The following is a 20,423-nucleotide window of genomic DNA, read 5'->3' as shown; positions in this document are numbered from 1 at the left end:
TCGCGGTGACCTACCAACCCCCACCGGGCCACCCCAGCGACGCCCCGCCACCCGGCTATCCGCCTCCGGGTTACGCGCCGAGACCGAAGAACAAGCTGGCCCTCGCGTCGCTGATCGCCTCGATCGTGTCGGTCACGATGTGCTTGGGCCTGTTCGGCTTCGTCGGCGCGATACTCGGCCACGTCGCGCGGAAGCAGATCCGTGAGACCGGGGAGGACGGCGACGGCCTCGCGCGGGTCGGCATCAAGATCGGCTGGATCTCGTTCGGCATCGTTTGCGGGATCATCGTGGTCGTCAACGTCGTCGGGTTCTTGACGTCCGGCCGCTGATCGCCGACAGCACCTGGGGCGTCAGGCCGGGGCGTGTCGTCGGCCGGCCAGCCACTGGGCACCGCGGGTGCGGCGTGCGCGGAGCGGCACACCGTCGGGGGCGTCCTGATCGGCGGCGCGGCGCACCGGCGGGAGCGGGGCGGCATGCGGATGGGCGGCGTCGATCCGCCGGGCGCGTTCCAGGTCGAGGGATCGCAGCGCTCGTTCGACCCGGCTGATCTGCTCCTCGCTGCTCGGGCGGAGCTGGTAGGCGTGCTGAACGAAGCGGACCATGTCGGCGCGGTAGTCGTGCCCGAACGAGCCGAACTCGCCGGGCACGCAGACCATCGCGTTGGCCGCGTCGACCGCGGTCTGCACGAACGTCACCAGTGGCCGCCAGTGCATCTGCTGGGGGACGCCACGGCCCCGCTGCCCGTCGGCCAGCCACCAGGGCCGCTCGACCAGCAGGTCGGATCCCAGTACGGCGATCGGATCGTTGTCGTGGGACAGGATCGTCACCCGCAAGCGGGCGCGCTGCTCGTCGTCCAGGTCGGCGAGCTGCTGGTGACAGTCGAAGACGCCCACGGTTCCGGCCGGCACCAGCGTGCTGCTCCCGCGGATCATGCCGCTGCGGGACCACTTGGCCAGCCACGGCAGGCCCACCCATAGCGCGCGGTCGATCCCGTAGTGGTCGAGACCGCCGACACCCTGGAACATCACCACGTCTGAGCTGGCCCAGGCCCCCAGGCTCTCGCCGAAGATCAGCACCCGGGGACGCCGTTCCGGCGGGCGTTCGGCCAGCCGCTGTTTGACTCCCCACAGCAACAGGCGGAACTGATGCCGCCCGAGAGCCAGCTTCTGGATCGACACGAACGACGGGGAGCGGCCGTACTGGATGCTGCAGGTGGCCAGGTCGCCGCGGGTCAGGAACTCGGCGGCCTCGACCAGCGTCGGGTCGACCCACCCGGTGCCCGTCGGGCAGATCAGCAACAGGTGGGAGCGGTCGAAGGCGCCGGTCCGCTCCAACTCGGCCAGGGCCAGTTCGGCCCGACCGCTGGAGTACAGCGGCTCGCTGTTGAATCCGACGTAGACCCGGATCGGGTGCGCCGCAGGCTCCTCTCCCATCACCTCGTGGATCAGCGTCGGGGTGACCACGTCGGTGACGTGGCGGCGGCCCTGCATGCCGAGGTCCGTGAACGGCAGCAGGCTGGGGGGACTGCCGGACACCAGCGCGGTGCCCGGCGGCGTCGCGTAGGCCGGTTCGACCTTCTCGTTGGCGCGGCCGACCCAGGCGACCCCGGCGTTGTAGAGCGCGCTCGCGCCCGCAGTCCACAGACCGGCGTTGACCAAGCGGGCCACGACTCGTTTGGAGGGCTCCGGTCCGAAGTACGACTCCAGCGCGCCACGGGTGTAGAGGAATCCTCTGGACAGGCCGGTCGCCACCGACGTCACCGCCAGGAAACTGGCGACGGTCGACGGGACGGTAGTGGTCTGCGGGACCGGCCAATGCGCCACGGCAGCTTCCCGCGCTCGCAGCCGCCGGGTACCCCACCACAGCAGCCCACCGGTGAGGGCGCTGCTGACGGCCACCGGCCGGATCGCACGGCTGGCCGGATACACCTCCTGGACGCGTCGGCCGAGGTCGTGGACGGCGCCACCAGCAGCCCCCGCCGCCAGCAGCCACCCCGCCGACCGCAGCGACGCCACCCACAGCCGCTGACCGTCTCGCTGCGGCAGCCCCGCCAGCGCCGCCCCCGTCGCGCCGATCACGGCCCGTGCCACCAGCCGCCGGCCGAACGCGGCGTCGTCCGGCGCCACCGCTCGAGTAAGCTGCTCGGCGGCCAGAGCGCACACCCGCGCCCCGAGCGTGCTGAGCCCCATCGCCGTACCCGCGAGCGCCGATGTCCGCGGCATGAGCGAAGGACCCAAGCCGTTCAAGGCCGCCACGGTCTCCAGCGGCGCCGCCGGCGAGGCCACCAGCGGATTGAGCCACCGCGCCACGCGTCGCGCACCATCCGCCCAGCTCACCTCGGCGAGCTTGCCGTTGAATCGCCGCATCACCGGCCCCCGTCAGTCAAGCCATGGGCCCGGGTCACGGTTCGGGCCGCGAGATAGGACGCGATGTTGATCGCCGCGTGCGTCAGGACCGGAGCCAGCACGCTCCGCGAACGCAGCCGCAACACGGCGAAGACGACGCCCGCGCCGGTGGTCGACAACCCGGTGGCCGCCACGGCGAGCCGCCGCCCCCGCGCACGGTCGGCGATCGTCTCGCTCACGGCGTTGCCGTCGTAGTGGTCCAACGTCGGGAGCACGTGCCAGGCGCCGAACAGCAGCGATGTCCACACCACCGCCGCCGTGTCCGAACGTCGTCGCCGGAACAGCGCGAGCAGCGCTCCGCGGAACAGCAACTCCTCGGCGAGCGCGGTCGCCAGCGGGATCCGGACCACGAGGTGGTACGCGGCCTCCGCGCGCCTGACGTCGCGGACGCGGGCGTCGTCGAAGAACCGGCGGAAGGCCGGCAACGCGACCGCCGCGGCGACCATTCCGGTCGCCAGCGCGGCCGCGCCGAGGCCCGTCCGCAACCCGCTGCGGACGTCCGCACGGTCGATGCCCAGATCGCCCCGGCTGCACCCGCTCCGGTGGGCGAAAGCGGTGAGCCCGGCGGCCGAAGCCAGGTTCGACGCGGCGTCGGCCGGTGCCGACAACAGCCGGTGGCCGACGACGTTGTGCGCCGCGAGAACAGCCACCGCGATAGCTTCCGGTCGCCAGCCGGGCACTGCGCTAACCCTGCCCGGCGCCGGCGGCCTTCGCGTCCTGCTCGATCTCGGCGGTGTCGGCCTTGAGCTGTTTGGCCTCGAGCTTCTCGGCGCGGCGCATCTCGCGCTCGACCTTCGACGCCATGTCGGACACGGCGATGACCACCAGCCCGGCGGTTCCGGCGTCCAGGTGTTCGCCGAGTTCCTTGAGGTCGTTGCGACTCATCCCGGCCGCGGCGTGGCCGGCCAGCGCCCCCAGCGCGGCGCCCCCGGCGGTGGTGGCCGCGAGGAGGCCGCCGCCGATCGCGGCGAACGGGAACAGCGCGACGACCAGGCCGGTGGCGAGGCCGAAGCCGCTGCCCAGCACCCCGCCGACGCGGGTCGGGGTCTCGTGCTTCTTGACGATCTTCGTTTTGCCGTTGGCGCGTCGTTCCACCACGGCGGCGTCATAGGCGTCGATCAAGCCCGCTTTGTGGTGCAGATCCTTCACCAGGTCGTAGTCCGCCTCGGCGTCCTCGACCTTGCGATACACCCCGACGTAGGCGATGAAGGTGTCGAAAGCCATTTCCGTCCTCCTCGTGCTCATCCGCATCCGGACCGTTCGGGTTCGTGGCGCTGAGGTGCGCGCGTAGCGTCGCGCGCCGACGGCGGTCGCCGCCTCATCCCTGGCGGACGGATGTCGCCGCGACGGCTCACCTCGCGTCCTGACCCCCTTGTCCCGATAGGCCACCATTTCAGGTCCCAGCGGAGCCCCCGGGAGGGCCGATGCGAGGCAGGACGTGGTGGGTCACCGCGGTGGTGCTGGTCGCGCCCACTGACGACGCCGGGCACGCGCTGTTCCACGCCACCACGCTGTCCCAGCGGGGTGAGCCGGGGCCAGCCGCCTACACGATGGCGCTCAGCCCCGACGGCCGGACGCTGGTGAGCGTCAATACGTCCGCTTGGCTGTGGGAGATCGGGATGCCCGACGATCCGTACGCGGCGGTGTGCCGGTCCGCCGGCCGGTCGCTGACCGCGGAGGAGGCCCGCACCTACGCGCCGGGCGAGCGGCTCCCCGAGGCGTGCGGATGAGGTGCCCGGCGGCGCTCCGCGGAACAGGTGCCGCGGCCGTGGCGGTTCGGGCATCATGTCCCCGTGTCCATCGAAGGTCCGTCCGTGCGATGGGTCGTCTGGCGACAGGACGACAACGGCAACCGGTACGAGGTCGTCCGGAAGGACTCGCGTGCGGAGGCCGAAGAAGTCGCGGCGACGCTCGAGGCGCGCGGCCACAGGCAGATCTACTGGGTGGCCGAGGTAACCCAGAGGTGAAATGAGCGCCCGCTACATCCAGGTGATACCGACGGACCCGGGATGGCAACCCTCGGCCGAGGCCGCCGCCGGTGCAGCGCGCTACATCGCGAGCCTCTTCGCCGGTCCCGGCGACTCCGCGGACGAGGTCAAGCCGGTGTTCCACGAGCGCGTCACGCTGATCGACGGCGGCAGCTACATGGAGGACGTGTTCTGCCCCCGATGTGATGCCTCGATCGGGCTGGACTGGTTCTGGGACCTGCTGCGGGAACGGAACGGCGCGGGCTTTGTGGGCGACCCGATCTTCGACGACCTGAACGTGACGGTCCCGTGCTGCGGGGCCGCGCTCACGCTGCCCGAGCTGCGCTTCGAGGCACCCATCGGATTCGCGCGCTTCGCGGTCAGCGTCCGGAACTGGGCCCGGAGCACCTGGGTACTCAGCGACGAGGAACTCGCCGCGGCCGGGAGCGTCCTTGGGCATCGGGTGACGCAGATCCACGCGCGCTACTGAGCGCGGACGACGCAGCGGAGATGATGAGCGCATGTCGTCGAAGAGAGCCGAGGCGCAGGTGCTCGCCCGCGCCTTCCACGATGATCCGATGTTCACGTTCATCGCGCCGTCCGCGGATCGTCGTCGGCGCGTGCTGCCGTGGTTCTTCGGCGCCGCGCTCCGGCTGGGTGACCAGCAGGGCAGAGTGGACACCGATGCGGGCCGTGCGGCGGTGATCTGGTTGCCGCCCGGCCGGACGTCGCTCGGCCCGGGGGCGCTGCTGCGCTCGGGCCTCGCGCTGGCGCCGATCCGCCTGGGGCCGTCCGCGTTCGGCCGGTTCACCCGGCTGACGTCCGCGTTCGAGAAGTCGGCCGCGACGGTGCACGGGACCACGTACTGGCATCTGTTCATCCTCGGCGTGGACCCGTCCGTGCAGGGCCAAGGCGTCGGCGTTCGGCTCGTCGCACCGGTCCTCGCGGAGGCCGACGCGGCCGGTCACCTGTGCTATCTGGAGACGCTCAGCGAACGGAACCTCGCGTTCTACCAGCGGCTCGGCTTCACCGTCGCCGGCCACGTCACCGCGCCCGGCCTGCCGGAATTCTGGATGATGACCCGCGCCCCACGAACCGACTGAGGACGTTGGCCATCGACCGCTCTGCCACCGCTATCGCCAGGCAGCGGCCATCCCGCGGTCGTGAGTCCAGCGCGCGCCGACATGGATGAGCTCGAGGTCGTCGTCGCCCATTCGGAGCGGGCGACCCTGCGGGTCGGCGACGTCTTCCTGAAGATCGACGCCGATCAGACGCGCACCGACGTCGAGGTCGAGGCGATGGCGAGGGCGCCGATCCCCACTCCGGCGGTCCTGTGGCGGAAGCCGCCCGTGCTCGCGCTCGCCGCCCTCCCCGGGACGGCTCTCGGCCGCCTCGGCGAGCCGTCGAGCGCGTCCGCGGCGGCGTGGGCCGCGGCGGGCGCCGCCGCGCGGTTGCTGCACGACGCACCGCTGCCACCGTGGCCTGGCCGGAGCCGCGACGAATGGGCCGCCCCGCTCGACGCCGAATGCGCGTGGCTCGTCACGAGGTCACCGGCGTGCTCGACTGGTCCGAGGCAGGTCCGGGTGACGCCCTCTACGACCTCGCCAGCTTGACGCTCGGACACGAGGAGCACGTCGAGGACGTCATCGCCGGTTACGGCACCGATGTCGACCTCGACGTGATCCGCGCGTGGTGGTCGTTGCGAAGCCTGCTAGCGGTCCGTTGGCTGGTCGAGCACGGTTTCGACCCGTCGCCCGAGATCGCCGTGCTGAGGAGATCCCGGCCGTGAGTCGCAGCCGGGCTACTTGAGCGCTTCGCCGGGGCTGATGCTGCCAAGGAATTCGATGACCTGGTCCCGTGTGAACAGGTTCGGTTGCCTCATCTCGAGGTTCACGACGACGCCGTTTGTCAGCCGAATCCACCCGTACCAGCGGCGTTGCGACGCGATACCGGCTTCGGCGATTTCTCCCTCGCGGCCGTCCACCTCAAACGGCGTCCGGTTTGTGCCGCTCTTCAGGTCGCGCCATATTTTGCCGTTGATGTGCTGCCAGTACAGCTGGATGGCCGCGTTGTCCGGCACGGCGGGCAGGGTTCCGTTGAGCTGTATCGGCATCGTTTTCACACTTGGGTCGCAGAGAGCGATCTGCGACGTGTCGTATTCCTGGCCGGACCCGTCATGGCTCCCGCAGACCTCCAGCGAATCGGGAACCGACCCGATCCGGAGTAGTTCCGCCACGGGAGTTGGCTCGTCGGTGAGGCCGGAGGCGACGGCGCGGAGCTCGGTCTCACTGACCACACTGAAGGGATCGCTGGTGAGCTTGGTGAAGACCGTGACGGAGATCCACTGATCGGACTTGCGCTGGAACCTCAGAGTGGCCAGGGAATCGCCTTGATTCACCGGCGCGGTGATGAGGGTCGCCGGCCGGCCGTTGAACGTCACGTCCTTGGACACGACGCCGGGCCAGCCGCCGCCGCTCGGCTTCGTCGGTTCGATCCCGACGGACAACTGCGCGTCCGGCTTCGTGCGAGTCGACCAGATCTCCCACCCGACCGAGTCGAAGATCGTCACCCTGGGACTGTTGAAACCGCTCGGCAGTGTGCCGAGGTGCACCGGTGCAGGCGGTAATCCACGATGGGTCTTCGGCGGCGGCTCGGCGACCTGCAGGGTGGCCTCCGGCTCACCGCGCCCGACGGCGCCGACGACGGCGCCGGCGGCCAGCACCGCTACCGCTACCGCGGCGGCGGTCACGGTCAGCCGACGGCGCCGCTTCCGGCGTCCCCGGGTGTGGACGGCGTCGACCAGGCCGGTCGAGGGCGGAGCCTCGTCGGCGAGGTCCGACAGAATAGAGCGCATCTCGGTTTCGAGGTCGTTCATAGAGCTCCTCCTCACGCGATGGGGACGACGTGGGCGTCGCCGCGTAAACGGGCCAGCCCTCGGCTGGCGTGCGACCGGACGGTCGTCGTCGAACAGCCGATGAGCTCGGCTATCTCGTCGTCGTCGAGGTCTTCGTAGAAGCGGAGCACCAGCACCGCTCGTTGCCGTGGGGGCAGACCGGCGAGCGCGATCCGGAGGGCGTCGCGATCGGCCAGCCTGTCGGCGTGGTCGGGGCGGCGGTCCTGGTTCGCGTCGGCGTCGGGAAGGTCAGGCACCTCCGCTGACGCACGCCGTCGACGCCACGACAGGTACTGCCGCAGGATCGTTTTTCGGACGTAGGCGCTGGGCTGTTGCTGTCGCACCTTCGGCCAGCGTGGGTGCACTCGCACCAGCGCTTCCTGGACCAGGTCCTCCGCCAGGTGGTAGTCGCCGCACAGCACGTAGGCGAACCGTAGGAACGTGCCTCCGTGGTCGGCCACGAACCCGTCGAACGCCGCGGCGTCGGGTTTGCTCGGCACAGTCTCCCTCTCGTCTGACCGGCTTCACCCCTATAACGCGGTCGGACTGCGATTCGTGGAGTGGTGCAGCAACGCCGACGGCCGGGCGGGTAGGGGAATCCCCCTATTCGCGTACGCGCCACGCGCGAAGAACACCGGGCGGGCGCAGGGCGGTCAGGTCGGTCGCTCGTCCGAATCCGGCGGGCGTTGAGCGAGTGCCACACAGGTTTCCCCGGATACCGCCTGGCCTCGGTCGTCCACTTCGCTGGAGGCCGGGCAAACCCGCGCGCGAACGCGGGGGAGTGACATCTCCGGGACAGGAGCGTGGCGACCGATGAACAGGCCTCTGCGCGTGGCCGCCTTCGCGGCCGCGGTGACGGTTGGACTCGCCGGCGGTGCGGTGGCCGGGGTCGGCGGCGTGTCGGCGGACAACGTGCGTGCCGGCGGCGGAACCTTGACGATGTACGCCGGGTCGGTCAGCGGATTGTTCGAACCGTCCAACGGCTTCATCTACCCGACCGGTTCGCACGGCTGGCTCTTTCGGCGGTTGACCACGTGGGTCTCCGAACGCGGGAAGCCGCCGGCCGTGGTGCCCGATTTGGCCACGAACACCGGTACCACGACGGACGGCGGCAAGACCTGGACGTACCGGCTCAAAGACCGGATCGCTTTCCAGGACGGTAGCCCGGTCACGTCGCGCGACATCAAGTACGCCGTCGAGCGTTCCTTCGACCCGCAGTTCGTCGATTCGTCCGACTTCCACAAACGGCTGCTGATCGGCGGGGACACCTATACCGGCCCGAGCGGTGGGAAGTCGCTTGCGTCCGTCGAAACCCCCGATGCCAAGACGATCATCTTCCATTTGCGCAGAGCCTCCAGCGAGTGGCCCTGGATCGCCGGGCTGGGTTCGTTCGCTCCGGTGCCCGAGGGAAAAGGTGATCCGCGGGCCTACGGAAGGAATCCGGTCGCAACCGGGCCGTATCAGGTGCGGTCCAATCCCGCGGGCGGACCGGTGAGGCTGGTCCGCAACCGGCACTGGAATGCGGAGACCGACCCGGTGCGGACCGCAGGACCGGACGAGATCGTTTTTGAGGAGGTCCGCGATCGTGCCGCGATGACCCGGCGGCTGATCGACGACGAGGGCGCCGCCAAGTTCGCGTTCAACGGCGAGACGCTGGGCCCTCGGGAGCTCGCGGTGGTCAACCGTGATCGCGACGCCGCGTCGCGCCTGGTCACCAATCCGGTTCCGATCCTCTGGATGCTCGCGCTGAACACGCGGCGCGGCGCCCTCACCGACGTCACCGTGCGGCGGGCGATTCAGTACGCGGTCGACCGGCGCGCGTTCCGGACGGCGCTGGGTGGCGACCAGGTCGCGGTGCCCGCGACGAATCTGAACCCGCCGGGCATTCCCGGGCGGGAAGAGATCGACCCCTATCGCGCGGGCAGCTCCGGGGACGTGACGCAGGCCAAGCGGCTACTCGTGCAAGCCGGTCGTGCGACTGGGCTGCGGCTCACGCTGTGGGCGTTGGACGACTCGACGATCGGGAGGTACCAACTGTCAGGGCGCGCCCAGGTCGACGCGCTCCAGCGGGGCCTGCAACGCGCGGGCATCACCGTGACGGTGAGATACGTCAACGTGGCGACGATGAAGGCCTCGCAGAGCGAGGACAACCCCGGCTATGACATTGCGGTCGCCTGGTGGCGAGTCGACTACCCGTCCGGCGGGGGGACGCTCGCTCCGCTGTTTCACTCCCGCTCCATCGGGGGCAATGGCTACAACCTGTCCCGGTACGAGAGCCCGGAGACCGATGCGATGATCGATCAGGCCGCAGCGGAGATGAATCCGCGGAAGGCCGGAGAGCGGTGGACCGCAGTCGACCGGCGCATCATGTGGGACGCGGCCGGGGTGCCGCTGGCGTTCGAGAAGCGCTCGTATCTCCACGGGAGCAGGGTCGCGTTCTCCACGTTCCTCGGCTTTCCCGGCTACCGCGGGATCTCGGTCCGGCCAGGAGATCCTAGGGGATGAGAGTCGTCAGAGGCCGGCGGCGGTCACGAGCCGCGCCAGACCAGTCCGCGACCGCAGCCCGAGCTTGCGGTAGATGTGCGTCAAATGAATCTCGACGGTCTTGGTGGAGATGAATAGCGCCGCACCGACCTCGACGTTGTTGAGTCCGTCCGCCACCATCCGGGCTACCTGGAGTTCCTGCGGGCTGAGCCGCTCGAGGCCCTCGGCACGCGGCGCCTCGCCGGGCACCTGGTGTCCGGTGGCAGCCAGTTCGGTGAGGCAGCGCTGTGTCCAGGGGGCCGCCCCGAGCATGGTGAAGATCCGATGGGCGGCCAGCAGGGGCGCCCGGGCCCGGCTCTTGCGCCGGGCCCGGCGCAGCGCTTCGCCCTGGCAGAGCAGGGTCCGGGCCCGCTCGAAGACCGCCGGGTGCTGCTCGTGCTCGATCAGCGCGGCCTCGAACCCGGCGGCTGCCTCCTCGGGATCCTCGGCCAGCACGGCACGGCACCGGGCACCCGCGGCCGACGGCCACATCAGGCCGGTGCGCTTCCCGGCGTCCTCCAGCCAGGCGAGAACCTCCTTGGCGGCCAGCGGATTGCCGGCCCGCACGTGAGCCTCGACGAGGTCGGCTGCGAACGGACTGAGGTTGGGATTGCCCAGTCCCAGGCGGGTGAAGGCCAGGAACGCCTGGTCGAGGTGGGCCACCGCCTCCTCACACGCGCCCTGGCTCAGACAGTCCAAACCGAGCGCGGCGTCCCGCATGATCGGCATCGACCGGATCTCGGTGAAGTCCGCAGCCTCCACGGCCTCCGCGGCGTGCCGCGCGCATGCGGCCCGATCACCGCGGGCGGCGTCGATGCGCGCCAGCGCGAGCAACGCGAACGCGGCGGTTCCGGGCTGGCGCAGGGCCCTCGCCTTGGCGGCCGATTCCAGCGCGTCGGCGTATGCGGCAGGCCACTGCCCGAGCCACCACGAGAGCTCGGCGCGGGCACCGCTGGCGTACGCGAACGCCGCGGGATTCGTGGTGCGCCGCGCTCCGTCCAGAACGGTGTGGAGCAGGCGCGCGGCGTCGTCGTAGAACTCCAGGAAGTTGCACACCTGGCCGAGCAGACCGAGTTCCATCACGGTTTCGAGAGGGTCCGCGTCGGCGAGCATGGCGAGGGCCCGCCGCATTTCGCTCTTGGCTTCGGGAATGTCGTTGGTGAGCGCGAGGGTCAAGGACAGGAACAGCGGACCGTTGACGGCGGCGGCGGCGTCGGATGGTGGGAATTCTTGACAGCGACGAGCCGCGCGGATCGCTCCGGCCAGGTCAAGATGCATGGCCGCCGGTAGTGCCGCCTCGCTGAGCAGCAGGTGCGCTCGGCCGGTATCGGTGGCAGCGACCTCGTCCGCCGCCGCGGTCAGGAGGCGGTGTGCCTGGCCGACTCGCCCCAACCACGTCAGAGCGCGGCCACGGAGCAACGCCAGGTCGGCGCGCCGGCGTGGGTCCTCGGAGGTCTGCTGGGCCGCCTCGCACCAGCGCGCCGCGTCGTCGCAGGCCCCTCCGCGGAAGGCGTCGGTCGCACCTTGGAGTACGCGTGTCGTGGACAGGTCTGGGTGCGGGGTCAGCTCCGCTGACCGATGCCAGGCCTGGGCCGCCGCCAGGTACGAGCCGCGCTGCCGGGCCTCCGTCGCTGCCTCCGCGAGTTCCCGGGCGATGGTCTCGTCCGGAGTCACCACGCCGGCGGCCAGATACCAGGCACGCCTACCGCCGGTGGACTCTTCGGCCAACCCGCGGTAGGCGTCCCGGCGAACCGACACCGGCACGCCGTTGAGCGCGACTCCACGCAGGATCGGATGCACGAACTCGTAGCCGCGGTTGCCGGCGAGGACCAGCCGTGCTTCCTCCGCGGGGATCAGGTCGCGGAGGCAGAGGCCGGCGTGCTTCAGCGCGCGTTCCAGAACATCGAGCGTCACGTCGCCGGCGGCCGCCACCACGGCGAGCGCCTGCTGAGTCGAGGCGGGCAAGGCCCGCAGCCGGCCCGCCCACCCCTGTTCGGCCTGGCCGCCCAAGTCCGGGGAGATCGGCAGCGCGCTCTCTCCGCACCGCTGCGCCAGGGTCAGCCGCGAGGCCGTCTCCAGCAGAATCAGCGGATTGCCACGGGACATCTCCATCAGCGTGTCGAAGACCGCTGGAGCGAGGGCCAGCCCACGCGCTTCGAGAATCCGCAGGCAGTCATTCTCCGGGAGGCCGCCCACCTCCATCGTCGCGATGCCGGGTGCCGTCCGCAGGGGCTCGCGGCTCGCGGCGACGAACATGATGCGCTCCGCGGCGACCCGCCGGGCGAGGAACCGGAACACCTGTTCGGAGTCCGGATCCACCCAGTGCAGGTCGTCGACGAGGACGACGCGGTGCGTCTGCTGGCCGGCCGACGAAAGGAGGTTCAAGGCGCCGACGCACACCGCGTACGGATTGACCGACGCGGGCCGGCTGCCCAGCGCCAGCGCCCCCTCGAGGCTCTCCCGCTGCGCTTCGGGCAAGGCGCGGAGGTGGTCGGAGAGCGGAATCACCAGCTCCCCGAGGGCCGCGAAGGGCAGCGTCGCTTCGGTCTCCACGCCGCTGACCCGGTGTACCCGGAAGCGTTCGGACGCCTTCCGGGCGACGTAGTCGAGCAGAGTGGTCTTGCCGACACCGGAGTCGCCGCGAAGCAGGAGCGCCGTACCGGACGTCGGGAGAGCGTTCAGTGCCTCCTCGAGACACTCACGCTCACGAGCCCTGCCGACGAGGGCGCCCCGGCTCGAAGCGGTCGGCAAGGTGGCTGGCACTCGTTCGGTCACCCTCCCCTGATTCCGGTCCGGTAAACCCCAGAATAGGGCATTCTACCCATTTAGTAGGAGGGTGGGCTGTCCCGATCTAGGGCCCGGCCGGTGCTTCGCACCGGCCGGGCCGCCGTACTACCGAGGAGCGCGGTACTACCGAGGGGTAATGACGGCACGGTTCCGCTCAGAATGCCCCGGACACCTGCTTGGGTTCATCCGCGATGGCTTCTTCGCGGTCGTGGTCGGGGTTGGTGGCCGACGCACGCACCTCGGCTCCGGACGTCGCCGTCGTCGACGCGCTGGCGCCCGCCGCGGGGCCCAGCGTGAACAGCGCGGCCGCCATCAGCGCAAACAGGTATTTCTTCATGACGATTCTCTTTTCTCGGGTCCCTGGTCGGGTAGCTGACCAGCCGAAGTGAACGCCGACGGCGGGCGCGGACGAATCGGGGAAAAACCTAGGATTCATCCCTTTGATCGCGGAGTTTTGGGGTACCCGGCCCGGTCACGCAGTTCACTCGGTCCATGCCCCGGTCCTGGCGAGATAGTTGAGCGCGCCGAAGTGCGTGGAGAAGTTCCCGACCTGGCTTCCCGCCAGGTACGTCGTCCGCGGAAAGACCAGCGGCACCACCGCCGCGTCCCGCATGATCTGCCCGTCGGGCCTCGGCCCAGAGCCGCTGGGCCGTGGTTTGAAAATAGATATCAGACGAAATGCCGATTCGTGTCCGGTAGCCACCGGGGGAGCGGCATCGTGGCCCAGGGCAACCGGGACAGCAAGCGGACCAGAAGCACGCCGAGCAGGTACCCGCCGATGCTGTCGGTCAGCCAGTGCCAGCCCAGGTAAACGGTCGCGAAGAAGACGAGGACGCTGGGCGCCCACCGCAGCAGCCTGCGGACGGCCGGGCGCAGGGAGCCGACGAGGAGGAAGGCCAGCACCGCGTAGTAGACGAGGCTGTTGCTGACGTGCCCGGATGGATACTCCACCGCCGGGTCACCACTGAACATGTAGATCGATCCGTGGTGCGGTGCGCCGCGCGACGTCCACTGCTTCAGCACCTCGACCACCACGCTGTTGACGGTCGCGGCCGTGACGGCCAGCAGGACGGGGCGGACCGTGCGCCACCGGACCGCCAGCACGATCGCCACGACCAGGACCAGCGGCAGCAGCAGGCCGCGCTGACCGAGCAGGTCGAACCCCACGGCGACCGTGTGCAGCCAGGGCGGCCGGTGCGCGTCGCACCAATCCCGGACGGCGCGGTCGACGTCCAGCAGCGGTGGCCACCAGACGAGGGCGGCGGTGAGCGCGACGAAGCCGGCGAGCAGGAGCCCTTCCACCCACCAGCCGGGCGGCACGGGCCGGGGCGGCGTCAAACCGCGCTGCGGTGCGGCGGCGGAGGGCGGCATCGGCCGAAACTACCGCCGCCGGCTCGCCCGTTGACCAATCCGCGTCGAAGGACGAACGTCGAGAGACGGCCCGACAGGCAACTGAGCGCATGAAACAAGGGAGTCTCATGTCTCGAACGGCGTCCGAAAAGACCACCCAATGGCTCGAGAACTTCGAAGCCGCGCTCGCCGCTCGAGACGCGGAACGGGCGGCGCAGCTGTTCGCGCCGACCAGTTTCTGGCGCGACCTCACCGCGTTCACCTGGAACATCACGACGGTCGAGAACCCCGACGGCGTGCGGGACCTGGTGGCCGCGACCGCGGAAACCACCGACGCGTCGAACTTCCGCCTCGCCGAGGGCGAAGAACCTGACGAGGCCGACGGCGTCACCACGGCCTACTTCACGTTCGAGACCGCGGTCGGGCGGGGCTCCGGCCTGTTACGGCTCACCGGCGAGGGCGCGTTCACGGTGCTCACCACCCTCGACGAGCTGAAAGGCTACGAGGAGAGCCGCCCCAAGGGCGTGGGGCACGGCGCCCGCAAGGACCGCGTCACCTGGAAAGAGCAGCGTGCCGCCGAGATCGAGGATCCCCGCCCCTACGTCGTGGTGATCGGCGGCGGGCAGGGCGGCATCGCGCTGGGGGCGCGGCTGCGCCAGCTCGGCGTCGCCCATGTGGTCGTCGACAAGCACGAGCGACCCGGTGACCAGTGGCGTAGCCGCTACAAGTCGCTGTGCCTGCACGACCCGGTCTGGTACGACCACCTGCCCTACCTCCCGTTCCCGAAGAACTGGCCGGTGTTCGCGCCGAAGGACAAGATCGGCGACTGGCTGGAGATGTACGCAGCCGTGATGGAGGTCAACTACTGGGGCTCCACCACCGCGAAGAGCGCGACGTGGGACGACGTCGACAAGGAGTGGACGGTCACTCTGGACCGCGCGGGTGAGGACGTCGTGCTGCGTCCCCAGCAGCTCGTCTTCGCCCTCGGCGTCTCGGGCAAGCCCAACGTTCCGGTCATCCCCGGGCAGGACGTGTTCGCCGGCGAGCAGCACCACAGCGCGCAACACCCCGGCCCGGACGCCTACCGGAACTCCACAATCGTCGTCATCGGGTCGAACAATTCGGCGTTCGACATCTGCGGCGCGCTGTGGGAGGCCGGGGCGGACGTCACGATGGTGCAGCGCAGCTCGACGCACATCGTGCGGTCCGAGTCGTTGATGGAGTTCGCGCTCGGGGACCTCTACTCCGAGCGCGCCGTGGCCGCGGGCGTCACCACGCACAAGGCCGACACGATCTTCGCTTCGCTGCCGTACCGGATCTTGCCGACCGTCCAGATCCCGACCTACGAGGCGATCGCCGAGCACGACAAGGACTTCTACGCCCGCCTGGAGAAGTCCGGTTTCCGCCACGACTGGGGTGACGACGGGTCCGGGCTGTTCCTGAAGTATCTGCGCCGCGGATCGGGCTACTACATCGACGTCGGCGCTGCGGACCTCGTGGCCGACGGCGAGGTCAAGCTGGCGCAGGGCCAGGTCGTCGAGCTGACGGAAGGCTCCGTGAAGCTCGACACCGGTCAGGAGTTACCGGCCGACGTCGTCGTCTACGCCACCGGCTACAGCTCGATGAACGGCCTGGCCGCGGACGTCGTCGGGCAGCCGATCGCGGACAAGGTCGGCAAGGTGTGGGGACTCGGCTCGGACACCACCAAGGACCCGGGGCCCTGGGAGGGCGAGGAGCGCAACATGTGGAAGCCCACCCAGCAGGAAGGACTGTGGTTCCACGGGGGCAACCTGCACCAGTCGCGCTACTACTCGCTCTACCTCGCGTTGCAGCTCAAGGCCCGGCAGGTGGGCATCCCGACGCCCGTCTACGCGCTCCAGGAGGTGCACCACACGTCCTGATCGCGGACGACGGCGCAGCTCGCTGAGGCGTTCTCGGGATATTCCGGCACCGCGGGATTACTCACAGTGGCGGACGGGTACCGCCCGGCGAGCTGATCCGTCGAGGGGAGACCGGAATGACCGCGGCTGCAAGTAGAGGACGAGAAGCGAGTACTCCTCGGCAGATCCCCGCGCGGGGATGGAAGGACGTCCTGGTCCGGACGGTGAAGGAATTCAAGGACGACGACATCCCGACCGCGGCGGCCGCGGCGGCGTTCTACGCCTGGCTGGCGCTGATCCCCGCGGCGATCGGTGCGATCACGATGTACGGCCTGGTCGCCAGCCCGGACCAGATCGCCAACCAGATCGACGAGCTCACCGCGAGCCTGTCCGCGGACGTGAAGTCGGTGATCACCGACCCGATCAGCTCCGCGACCAACGCCGGCGGCCGGGGCCTGTCGATCGGCTTGATCATTTCGCTGGCCGCCGTGCTGTGGAGCGCGTCGGGTGGCATGAACGGCATGATCCAGGCCGTCAACACGGCCTACGACGAGGGTGACGACCGGAACTTCGTCAAGAAGCGCGGTCTGGCGATCCTGCTGACGCTCGGCGCGATCGTCGCGTTCGTGGTGGCGATTCTGCTCGTCGCGGTGCTGCCGCCGGCGCTGGAGGCGCTCAACCTCGGCTCGGTCGCCACGACCGTCGCGGGTATCGCCCGCTGGGTGCTGCTGGCGCTGCTGATGATGTCCGGGTTGGCGATCCTCTACCGGTACGCGCCGGACCGCGACAACCCGCGGATCCAGTGGGTGTCGTGGGGTGCGGTGATCGCGACCCTGCTCTGGCTGGCCGCGTCGGCCGGGTTCTCGTTCTACGTCAACAACTTCGGCAGTTACAACAAGACCTACGGCGCGCTGGCCGGCGTCATCGTGCTGAACCTGTGGCTCTACCTCTCGTGCCTGGTGATCCTATTCGGCGCGGAGCTCAACGCCGAGCTCGAGGCGCAGACCCGCAAGGACACCACCACCGGTCCCGGCCAGCCGATCGGTCAACGCGGTGCACAGAAGGCCGACGAGGTCGGGCCCGCCACCGGCTCGGCCTAGCGCCCTGCGATCACCGGACGAGCGGTCCTGTCCCGCCGTCCACATAGAGCCAGTGGCCGTCGACGCGGGTGAACGTGCTGCGCTCGTGCTGCACCTGGCGTTCGCCCTCCGCCGAGCGCGCGATCGCGCGAAACTCCACGACGCCGGTGTCGTCGTCCGGTCCGCCGCTCACGGTGTCGACGATCTGCAGGGCGCGCCAGGTCAGGCCGGCGTCCAGGTCCAGGCGAGCAGGGCGCGTCGAGGGATGCCACGTGCGCAGCAGGTACGGCGCCAGCCCGCGGGCGAAGGCGCTGTAGCGGGATCGCATGAGCGCTTCGGCGGTCGGTGCCGCGGCTCCGAGATGGAACGGTTCGCAGCACTCCCCGTACCCCCGGCGGGAGCCGCACGGACACCGATCGTCGACGCTCATGCGAGGACGCTACAGGCGCGCGAGGAGAGCGGCGGTCGTCAGCACCGAGGCAGCGAGAGCGCGGTCACCGTCGGCGGCGTGGGCGACGTCGTCCGCGGAGCGTCGGCCCACGACGAGGTAGCAGAACTCGAGGGCGTCGAGGCTGATCTCGGCCCCGAAGGGGCCGTGGCCGGCGGGCGCGGCGGTTCCCCCCGGGTCGAGGAGCCAGTCGCCTCCGCCCGCCCCGGTGAGGTGGACGAGAACCCCGTCCGAGACGTTCAGGCCGCCCCAGACCGTGGCGAGCACACGCATGCCGGCGCCGGTCAGGACCGACACCTGAGCCCCGGTCGGCGGCAGCAGGGAGGTGCCCCACGCGGTCCGTACGTCCTCGGCGTGGATCCACGTCTCGACGCCGCGGTCGGCGAGCACCTCCGCCCGGGTCAGCGGCAGACCGAAGTAGGGGACGGTGGTCTCGAGCCGGTCGGCGTTCGCGCTGGCCCAGCGCAGGAGCGTGATCGCCTGGCCACGCCAGGCGCGATGCAGGTCAGCCGGTGGGCGGTCGGCGTAGGCGCGCTGGACCACCTGAGTGCGCAGTTCGACGTCGGGCCCCGCGCCGAGCTCGGGTGGGATCGGCAACCCGAGGGTTTCGGCGGCGATCGCGTCCACGGCGGTGAGGTGGGCGACCAGGCCGGCCACGTCCCAGCCCGTCACGGTCGGGGTGCGCCACTGCTCCTCCGGGGCCCGGGCGAGCAGCGCGTCGAGGCCGGCCACCTGGGCGGCGTAGGGCTCGGCAGCGGTGGGCGCCTCCGACGGCACCGGCAGCTCGGCGGTCAGCGCGCGGATCCGGGCGAGCACGCCCTGACGGACCCGGGGCGCCGGACGTTCGGCGGCTAGCTCCGCCACGTCGCTCAGCAGGCGGAGGCTGCCGTCGGCGTCGAGATGGTCGTTCAATTGGACCTCATCCCTTCGCCGGTGAGCGAGTCCGACAAGCGCATGAGCGCGTGACGCATCCTCGACTTGGCCGTACCTTCCGGGATGCCGAGCTTGACGGCCGCCTGCACAAGCGAGTGGTCTTCATAATAAGCCAGCCGTACGACCTCCCGCTGTGCCTCGGGTAGCAGGTCGACCGCGGCGCGGACCCGGTCGGCGAGCATGACGACGACAGCCTCGTCCTCCGCGCTGGGGTGCGTGCTGCCGACGGCCGTGACGGCGACGCGTGTGCGGGCGGTCTCGCGGCGTACGTGGTCGACGGACCGCCGGTGAGCGATCGTGGCGATCCAGGCCCGTAAGGAGCCGCGCTCGGCGTCGAACCGATCGATCTTCTCCCAGACCTGTACGAAGACCTCCTGGGTCACGTCCTCGGCGGCGATCCGGTCGCGCGTCGTGCGGAGCGCGACGCCGTGGACGAGCGCCGAGTACAGGTCGTAGACCTCGTCCAGGGCCGACTCGTCCCCGGCGACCAGCCGCTCGGCGATGCTCCTGTCGTCGGCCAGGCCCGTGCGTTGGCGATCCTCGACCTCGGCTCCCATGACGTCCTTCCGGGTCCACGACCATGCGGCTGACATCATCCTCGCCCGCCCGTTCAACCGGGAGCCCTCGACTACGCCGGTTGTGGGGAGTTCGAACTGGAAAAGGTTTCACCATAGCGCAACAGCAACATATTGGACATTAACGAACTAAACGCGCAACCTGGTGGTGGTGGCGACTAGCGCGCCGACGAGCCACAGGGGAGCCTCATGCCTGCTGACCGGACGAACAATCACAAACTCTTGGTCAGCGTGTTCAACGCCCAAGAAGCGCGAGAAGCAGTACTCGGCGGTGCGCGCATCGTCGACAGCGAGGATCCTCGTAGCGCGCTCGGCAACATCAAGCCCCAGCAGATCATGGCGATCAGCGATGCCGTCCTGAACTACCGGCGGGACCTGGAGGTCCAGCTCTCCACGAACATCGGCGAGGATCAACTCCTGTTCGACCGCTCGGCCAACGGCCAGGCGATCCAGAAGTCGCCCTACGAGATCGCCGGCAAGGCCGCGCAGGCGGCGCTCGGCGTCGCGGTCGCGATGGGCAACCGGGTGCACCCCTGCACGATCGTGAAGGTCGGCCTGGACGGCATGCCGCTGGACATCCTGACCGACGTGCTGCGCGAGTGCGTCCAGACCCTCGACCGCACCGAGCAGTTCTCGCACACCCAGGTCATGTCGGTGCTCTTCGCCCAGGACCTGGATCTGTGGGAGCAGCGCCGGTCCCGGCCGGACGTCCGTCGGGCACTGGTCAGCCTGCGCGAGTTCCACACCAGCGACGGCGGCGGCGAGCAGGACTTCGACCTGACCGAGTACGCGGTGGGGACACTGCGCGGCGAGGACGGCCGGTTGCTGTTCACCGACCCGGGTGAGGTCAGCCTGGAGTCGCTGATCGAAAATGGCGTCCTGCCCGACGACGCGCGGCACACCCGGATCGCGCTCAACGACCTGTTTCCGCACGCGAGTTTCGGGCTGACCAGCGATCCGCGGTCCCGGCGCACCGACCGCGAGGTCATCAAGAACATGGTCGACGCGACCGCGCGGGCCGGCGCGGACGCGATCATGCTCGACACCAGCGTCCTGCTCAAGGTCTCCCGGGTCAGCCTGGTCGCCACCGAGCGCAGCCCGCAGATGATCGACTTCAACTCGCTCGACATCGACGAGGTCACCGGGCTGGAGCGGCGCGGCGTGCTCTCCCTCGACGAGATCCGGTTCTTCGTGGAGTACTGCCACTACCGGGGGCTGGAGGCGAACCTGGCGGGCTCGTTCACCAGTTATCACGCCCAGCAGATCTGGCGGCTGGTGCCCGAGGTCGACCAGGTCTCCACCCGCGGCGGCGCCTCGGCGGTCACGTCGGACCCGGCGCGGCCGAACGACGTCGGCGAGGACTCGCGCCGTGACCGCGTGATCAAGCGCGCCCTGGTCGGCGGCCTCCTCCCGCCGGAGCAGGACGGCTACCTCTGGCTGCCGGAGGAGATGAAGCGCACTGCCGTCGAGGCCGTCGACCAGGCGCTCGCCCGCTATCCCGGGCTGGCCTGCTTCTGGGCCGACAAGCACGGCCGCCTCACGCCGGTCAGCTGAGCATCCGGCCGCACTGATTCACTTGCCTC

The 20,423-nt window shown here is 70.2% G+C and carries 21 protein-coding genes and 1 pseudogene; 10 read left to right on the top strand and 12 right to left on the bottom strand.

Features of this window, described 5'->3' with window-relative positions; translation table 11 throughout:
* Positions 1 to 5 precede the first annotated feature (5 nt).
* Positions 6 to 329: a DUF4190 domain-containing protein gene (locus BUB75_RS21400; protein WP_073259488.1), complete on the top strand. Its 324-nt coding sequence runs from the start codon at positions 6 to 8 to the stop codon at positions 327 to 329.
* 21 nt (positions 330 to 350) lie between these two features.
* Here BUB75_RS21400 and BUB75_RS21395 read toward each other — a convergent pair whose 3' ends face one another.
* The 3 genes from BUB75_RS21395 to BUB75_RS21385 are packed head-to-tail and all read right to left on the bottom strand — an operon-like array spanning position 351 to position 3,629.
* On the bottom strand, positions 351 to 2,366 hold the full coding sequence (locus tag BUB75_RS21395; protein ID WP_073259487.1) for an alpha/beta-hydrolase family protein: 2,016 nt from the start codon (positions 2,364 to 2,366) through the stop codon (positions 351 to 353).
* Positions 2,366 to 3,055, bottom strand: a complete 690-nt coding sequence (locus BUB75_RS21390; RefSeq protein ID WP_084741561.1) for a CPBP family intramembrane glutamic endopeptidase — start codon at positions 3,053 to 3,055, stop codon at positions 2,366 to 2,368. Before BUB75_RS21390 ends, BUB75_RS21395 begins: the two co-directional genes overlap by 1 nt.
* Before the next feature lie 34 nt (positions 3,056 to 3,089).
* Entirely contained in the window at positions 3,090 to 3,629 is a 540-nt protein-coding gene (locus BUB75_RS21385; protein ID WP_073259485.1) for a DUF1269 domain-containing protein, read from the bottom strand.
* A gap of 200 nt (positions 3,630 to 3,829) precedes the next feature.
* On the opposite strand from BUB75_RS21385, the gene BUB75_RS21380 reads away from it, so the two are divergent.
* The 5 genes and pseudogenes from BUB75_RS21380 (at position 3,830) to BUB75_RS21365 (ending at position 6,161) form a co-directional block, all read left to right on the top strand.
* On the top strand, positions 3,830 to 4,135 hold the full coding sequence (locus tag BUB75_RS21380; RefSeq protein ID WP_073259483.1) for a hypothetical protein: 306 nt from the start codon (positions 3,830 to 3,832) through the stop codon (positions 4,133 to 4,135).
* A gap of 63 nt (positions 4,136 to 4,198) precedes the next feature.
* Entirely contained in the window at positions 4,199 to 4,372 is a 174-nt protein-coding gene (locus tag BUB75_RS46390; protein WP_178379946.1) for a hypothetical protein, read from the top strand.
* A 1-nt stretch (position 4,373) separates the two neighbouring features.
* Positions 4,374 to 4,862, top strand: a complete 489-nt coding sequence (locus BUB75_RS21375; RefSeq protein ID WP_073259481.1) for a hypothetical protein — start codon at positions 4,374 to 4,376, stop codon at positions 4,860 to 4,862.
* A gap of 31 nt (positions 4,863 to 4,893) precedes the next feature.
* Positions 4,894 to 5,475: a GNAT family N-acetyltransferase gene (locus BUB75_RS21370; RefSeq protein WP_073259480.1), complete on the top strand. Its 582-nt coding sequence runs from the start codon at positions 4,894 to 4,896 to the stop codon at positions 5,473 to 5,475.
* A gap of 81 nt (positions 5,476 to 5,556) precedes the next feature.
* Positions 5,557 to 6,161, top strand: a pseudogene (locus BUB75_RS21365) (phosphotransferase).
* A 12-nt stretch (positions 6,162 to 6,173) separates the two neighbouring features.
* Here BUB75_RS21365 and BUB75_RS21360 read toward each other — a convergent pair.
* Together BUB75_RS21360 and BUB75_RS21355 are read right to left on the bottom strand one after the other, a co-directional pair.
* A complete protein-coding gene (locus BUB75_RS21360) occupies positions 6,174 to 7,247 on the bottom strand; it encodes a hypothetical protein (RefSeq protein ID WP_073259478.1) in 1,074 nt (357 codons plus the stop codon).
* A gap of 11 nt (positions 7,248 to 7,258) precedes the next feature.
* Positions 7,259 to 7,765 carry a SigE family RNA polymerase sigma factor gene (locus BUB75_RS21355; RefSeq protein ID WP_073259476.1) on the bottom strand — a complete coding sequence of 169 codons (507 nt, stop codon included), beginning with the start codon at positions 7,763 to 7,765 and terminating at the stop codon, positions 7,259 to 7,261.
* A 313-nt stretch (positions 7,766 to 8,078) separates the two neighbouring features.
* Between BUB75_RS21355 and BUB75_RS21350 the strand changes: the two genes are divergently transcribed.
* Positions 8,079 to 9,770 (top strand): ABC transporter substrate-binding protein, encoded by a 1,692-nt coding sequence (locus tag BUB75_RS21350; protein ID WP_073259475.1) that lies wholly within the window; start codon positions 8,079 to 8,081, stop codon positions 9,768 to 9,770.
* 6 nt (positions 9,771 to 9,776) lie between these two features.
* Here the strand turns inward: BUB75_RS21350 and BUB75_RS21345 are convergent, their stop codons facing one another.
* The 4 genes from BUB75_RS21345 to BUB75_RS21335 all read right to left on the bottom strand — a co-directional run bounded on the left by BUB75_RS21345 (position 9,777) and on the right by BUB75_RS21335 (position 13,946).
* Positions 9,777 to 12,551, bottom strand: a complete 2,775-nt coding sequence (locus BUB75_RS21345) for a helix-turn-helix transcriptional regulator (protein WP_178379945.1) — start codon at positions 12,549 to 12,551, stop codon at positions 9,777 to 9,779.
* Between the two features lie 178 nt (positions 12,552 to 12,729).
* Complete coding sequence (locus BUB75_RS21340; RefSeq protein WP_073259471.1) at positions 12,730 to 12,912, bottom strand: hypothetical protein; 183 nt, start codon at positions 12,910 to 12,912, stop codon at positions 12,730 to 12,732.
* 144 nt (positions 12,913 to 13,056) lie between these two features.
* Entirely contained in the window at positions 13,057 to 13,188 is a 132-nt protein-coding gene (locus BUB75_RS48180) for a hypothetical protein (RefSeq protein WP_281248344.1), read from the bottom strand.
* Positions 13,189 to 13,244: 56 nt separating this feature from the next.
* A complete protein-coding gene (locus BUB75_RS21335) occupies positions 13,245 to 13,946 on the bottom strand; it encodes a phosphatase PAP2 family protein (RefSeq protein ID WP_073259469.1) in 702 nt (233 codons plus the stop codon).
* Positions 13,947 to 14,053: 107 nt separating this feature from the next.
* Here BUB75_RS21335 and BUB75_RS21330 point away from each other — a divergent pair, with 107 nt between their 5' ends.
* On the top strand, positions 14,054 to 15,826 hold the full coding sequence (locus BUB75_RS21330) for a flavin-containing monooxygenase (RefSeq protein WP_084741559.1): 1,773 nt from the start codon (positions 14,054 to 14,056) through the stop codon (positions 15,824 to 15,826).
* Between the two features lie 203 nt (positions 15,827 to 16,029).
* Entirely contained in the window at positions 16,030 to 16,905 is an 876-nt protein-coding gene (locus tag BUB75_RS21325) for a YihY/virulence factor BrkB family protein (protein ID WP_218617685.1), read from the top strand.
* 10 nt (positions 16,906 to 16,915) lie between these two features.
* Here BUB75_RS21325 and BUB75_RS21320 read toward each other — a convergent pair whose 3' ends face one another.
* The 3 genes from BUB75_RS21320 to BUB75_RS21310 are packed head-to-tail and all read right to left on the bottom strand — an operon-like array spanning position 16,916 to position 18,858.
* The gene (locus BUB75_RS21320) at positions 16,916 to 17,314 is read right to left on the bottom strand and encodes a YchJ family protein (protein WP_073259463.1); all 399 of its coding nucleotides are present in this window, start codon (positions 17,312 to 17,314) and stop codon (positions 16,916 to 16,918) included.
* A 9-nt stretch (positions 17,315 to 17,323) separates the two neighbouring features.
* Entirely contained in the window at positions 17,324 to 18,244 is a 921-nt protein-coding gene (locus BUB75_RS21315; RefSeq protein WP_073259462.1) for a maleylpyruvate isomerase family mycothiol-dependent enzyme, read from the bottom strand.
* Entirely contained in the window at positions 18,241 to 18,858 is a 618-nt protein-coding gene (locus tag BUB75_RS21310; protein ID WP_218617684.1) for an RNA polymerase sigma factor, read from the bottom strand. The genes BUB75_RS21315 and BUB75_RS21310 overlap by 4 nt, the downstream gene beginning before the upstream one ends.
* Before the next feature lie 171 nt (positions 18,859 to 19,029).
* Here BUB75_RS21310 and BUB75_RS21305 point away from each other — a divergent pair, with 171 nt between their 5' ends.
* The gene (locus tag BUB75_RS21305; protein WP_073259460.1) at positions 19,030 to 20,394 is read left to right on the top strand and encodes a (5-formylfuran-3-yl)methyl phosphate synthase; all 1,365 of its coding nucleotides are present in this window, start codon (positions 19,030 to 19,032) and stop codon (positions 20,392 to 20,394) included.
* Positions 20,395 to 20,423 lie beyond the last annotated feature (29 nt).

Origin of the sequence: Cryptosporangium aurantiacum (genome assembly GCF_900143005.1) — a bacterium.
In the GTDB taxonomy this organism is placed as follows: Bacteria; Actinomycetota; Actinomycetes; order Mycobacteriales; family Cryptosporangiaceae; genus Cryptosporangium; species Cryptosporangium aurantiacum.
The sequence above is the reverse complement of the archived record's forward strand: the minus strand, read 5'-3'. Positions and strand labels throughout refer to the sequence as shown.

What these genes read in the sequence shown, in the direction of transcription:
- BUB75_RS21395 (WP_073259487.1), bottom strand. Translation starts at nt 2,366, where the DNA reads ATGCGGCGATTCAACGGCAAGCTCGCCGAGGTGAGCTGGGCGGATGGT.
- BUB75_RS21385 (WP_073259485.1), bottom strand. Translation starts at nt 3,629, where the DNA reads ATGGCTTTCGACACCTTCATCGCCTACGTCGGGGTGTATCGCAAGGTC.
- BUB75_RS21380 (WP_073259483.1), top strand. Translation starts at nt 3,830, where the DNA reads ATGCGAGGCAGGACGTGGTGGGTCACCGCGGTGGTGCTGGTCGCGCCC.
- BUB75_RS21375 (WP_073259481.1), top strand. Translation starts at nt 4,374, where the DNA reads ATGAGCGCCCGCTACATCCAGGTGATACCGACGGACCCGGGATGGCAA.
- BUB75_RS21370 (WP_073259480.1), top strand. Translation starts at nt 4,894, where the DNA reads ATGTCGTCGAAGAGAGCCGAGGCGCAGGTGCTCGCCCGCGCCTTCCAC.
- BUB75_RS21360 (WP_073259478.1), bottom strand. Translation starts at nt 7,247, where the DNA reads ATGAACGACCTCGAAACCGAGATGCGCTCTATTCTGTCGGACCTCGCC.
- BUB75_RS21350 (WP_073259475.1), top strand. Translation starts at nt 8,079, where the DNA reads ATGAACAGGCCTCTGCGCGTGGCCGCCTTCGCGGCCGCGGTGACGGTT.
- BUB75_RS21340 (WP_073259471.1), bottom strand. Translation starts at nt 12,912, where the DNA reads ATGAAGAAATACCTGTTTGCGCTGATGGCGGCCGCGCTGTTCACGCTG.
- BUB75_RS48180 (WP_281248344.1), bottom strand. Translation starts at nt 13,188, where the DNA reads ATGCGGGACGCGGCGGTGGTGCCGCTGGTCTTTCCGCGGACGACGTAC.
- BUB75_RS21335 (WP_073259469.1), bottom strand. Translation starts at nt 13,946, where the DNA reads ATGCCGCCCTCCGCCGCCGCACCGCAGCGCGGTTTGACGCCGCCCCGG.
- BUB75_RS21330 (WP_084741559.1), top strand. Translation starts at nt 14,054, where the DNA reads ATGTCTCGAACGGCGTCCGAAAAGACCACCCAATGGCTCGAGAACTTC.
- BUB75_RS21320 (WP_073259463.1), bottom strand. Translation starts at nt 17,314, where the DNA reads ATGAGCGTCGACGATCGGTGTCCGTGCGGCTCCCGCCGGGGGTACGGG.
- BUB75_RS21310 (WP_218617684.1), bottom strand. Translation starts at nt 18,858, where the DNA reads ATGTCAGCCGCATGGTCGTGGACCCGGAAGGACGTCATGGGAGCCGAG.
- BUB75_RS21305 (WP_073259460.1), top strand. Translation starts at nt 19,030, where the DNA reads ATGCCTGCTGACCGGACGAACAATCACAAACTCTTGGTCAGCGTGTTC.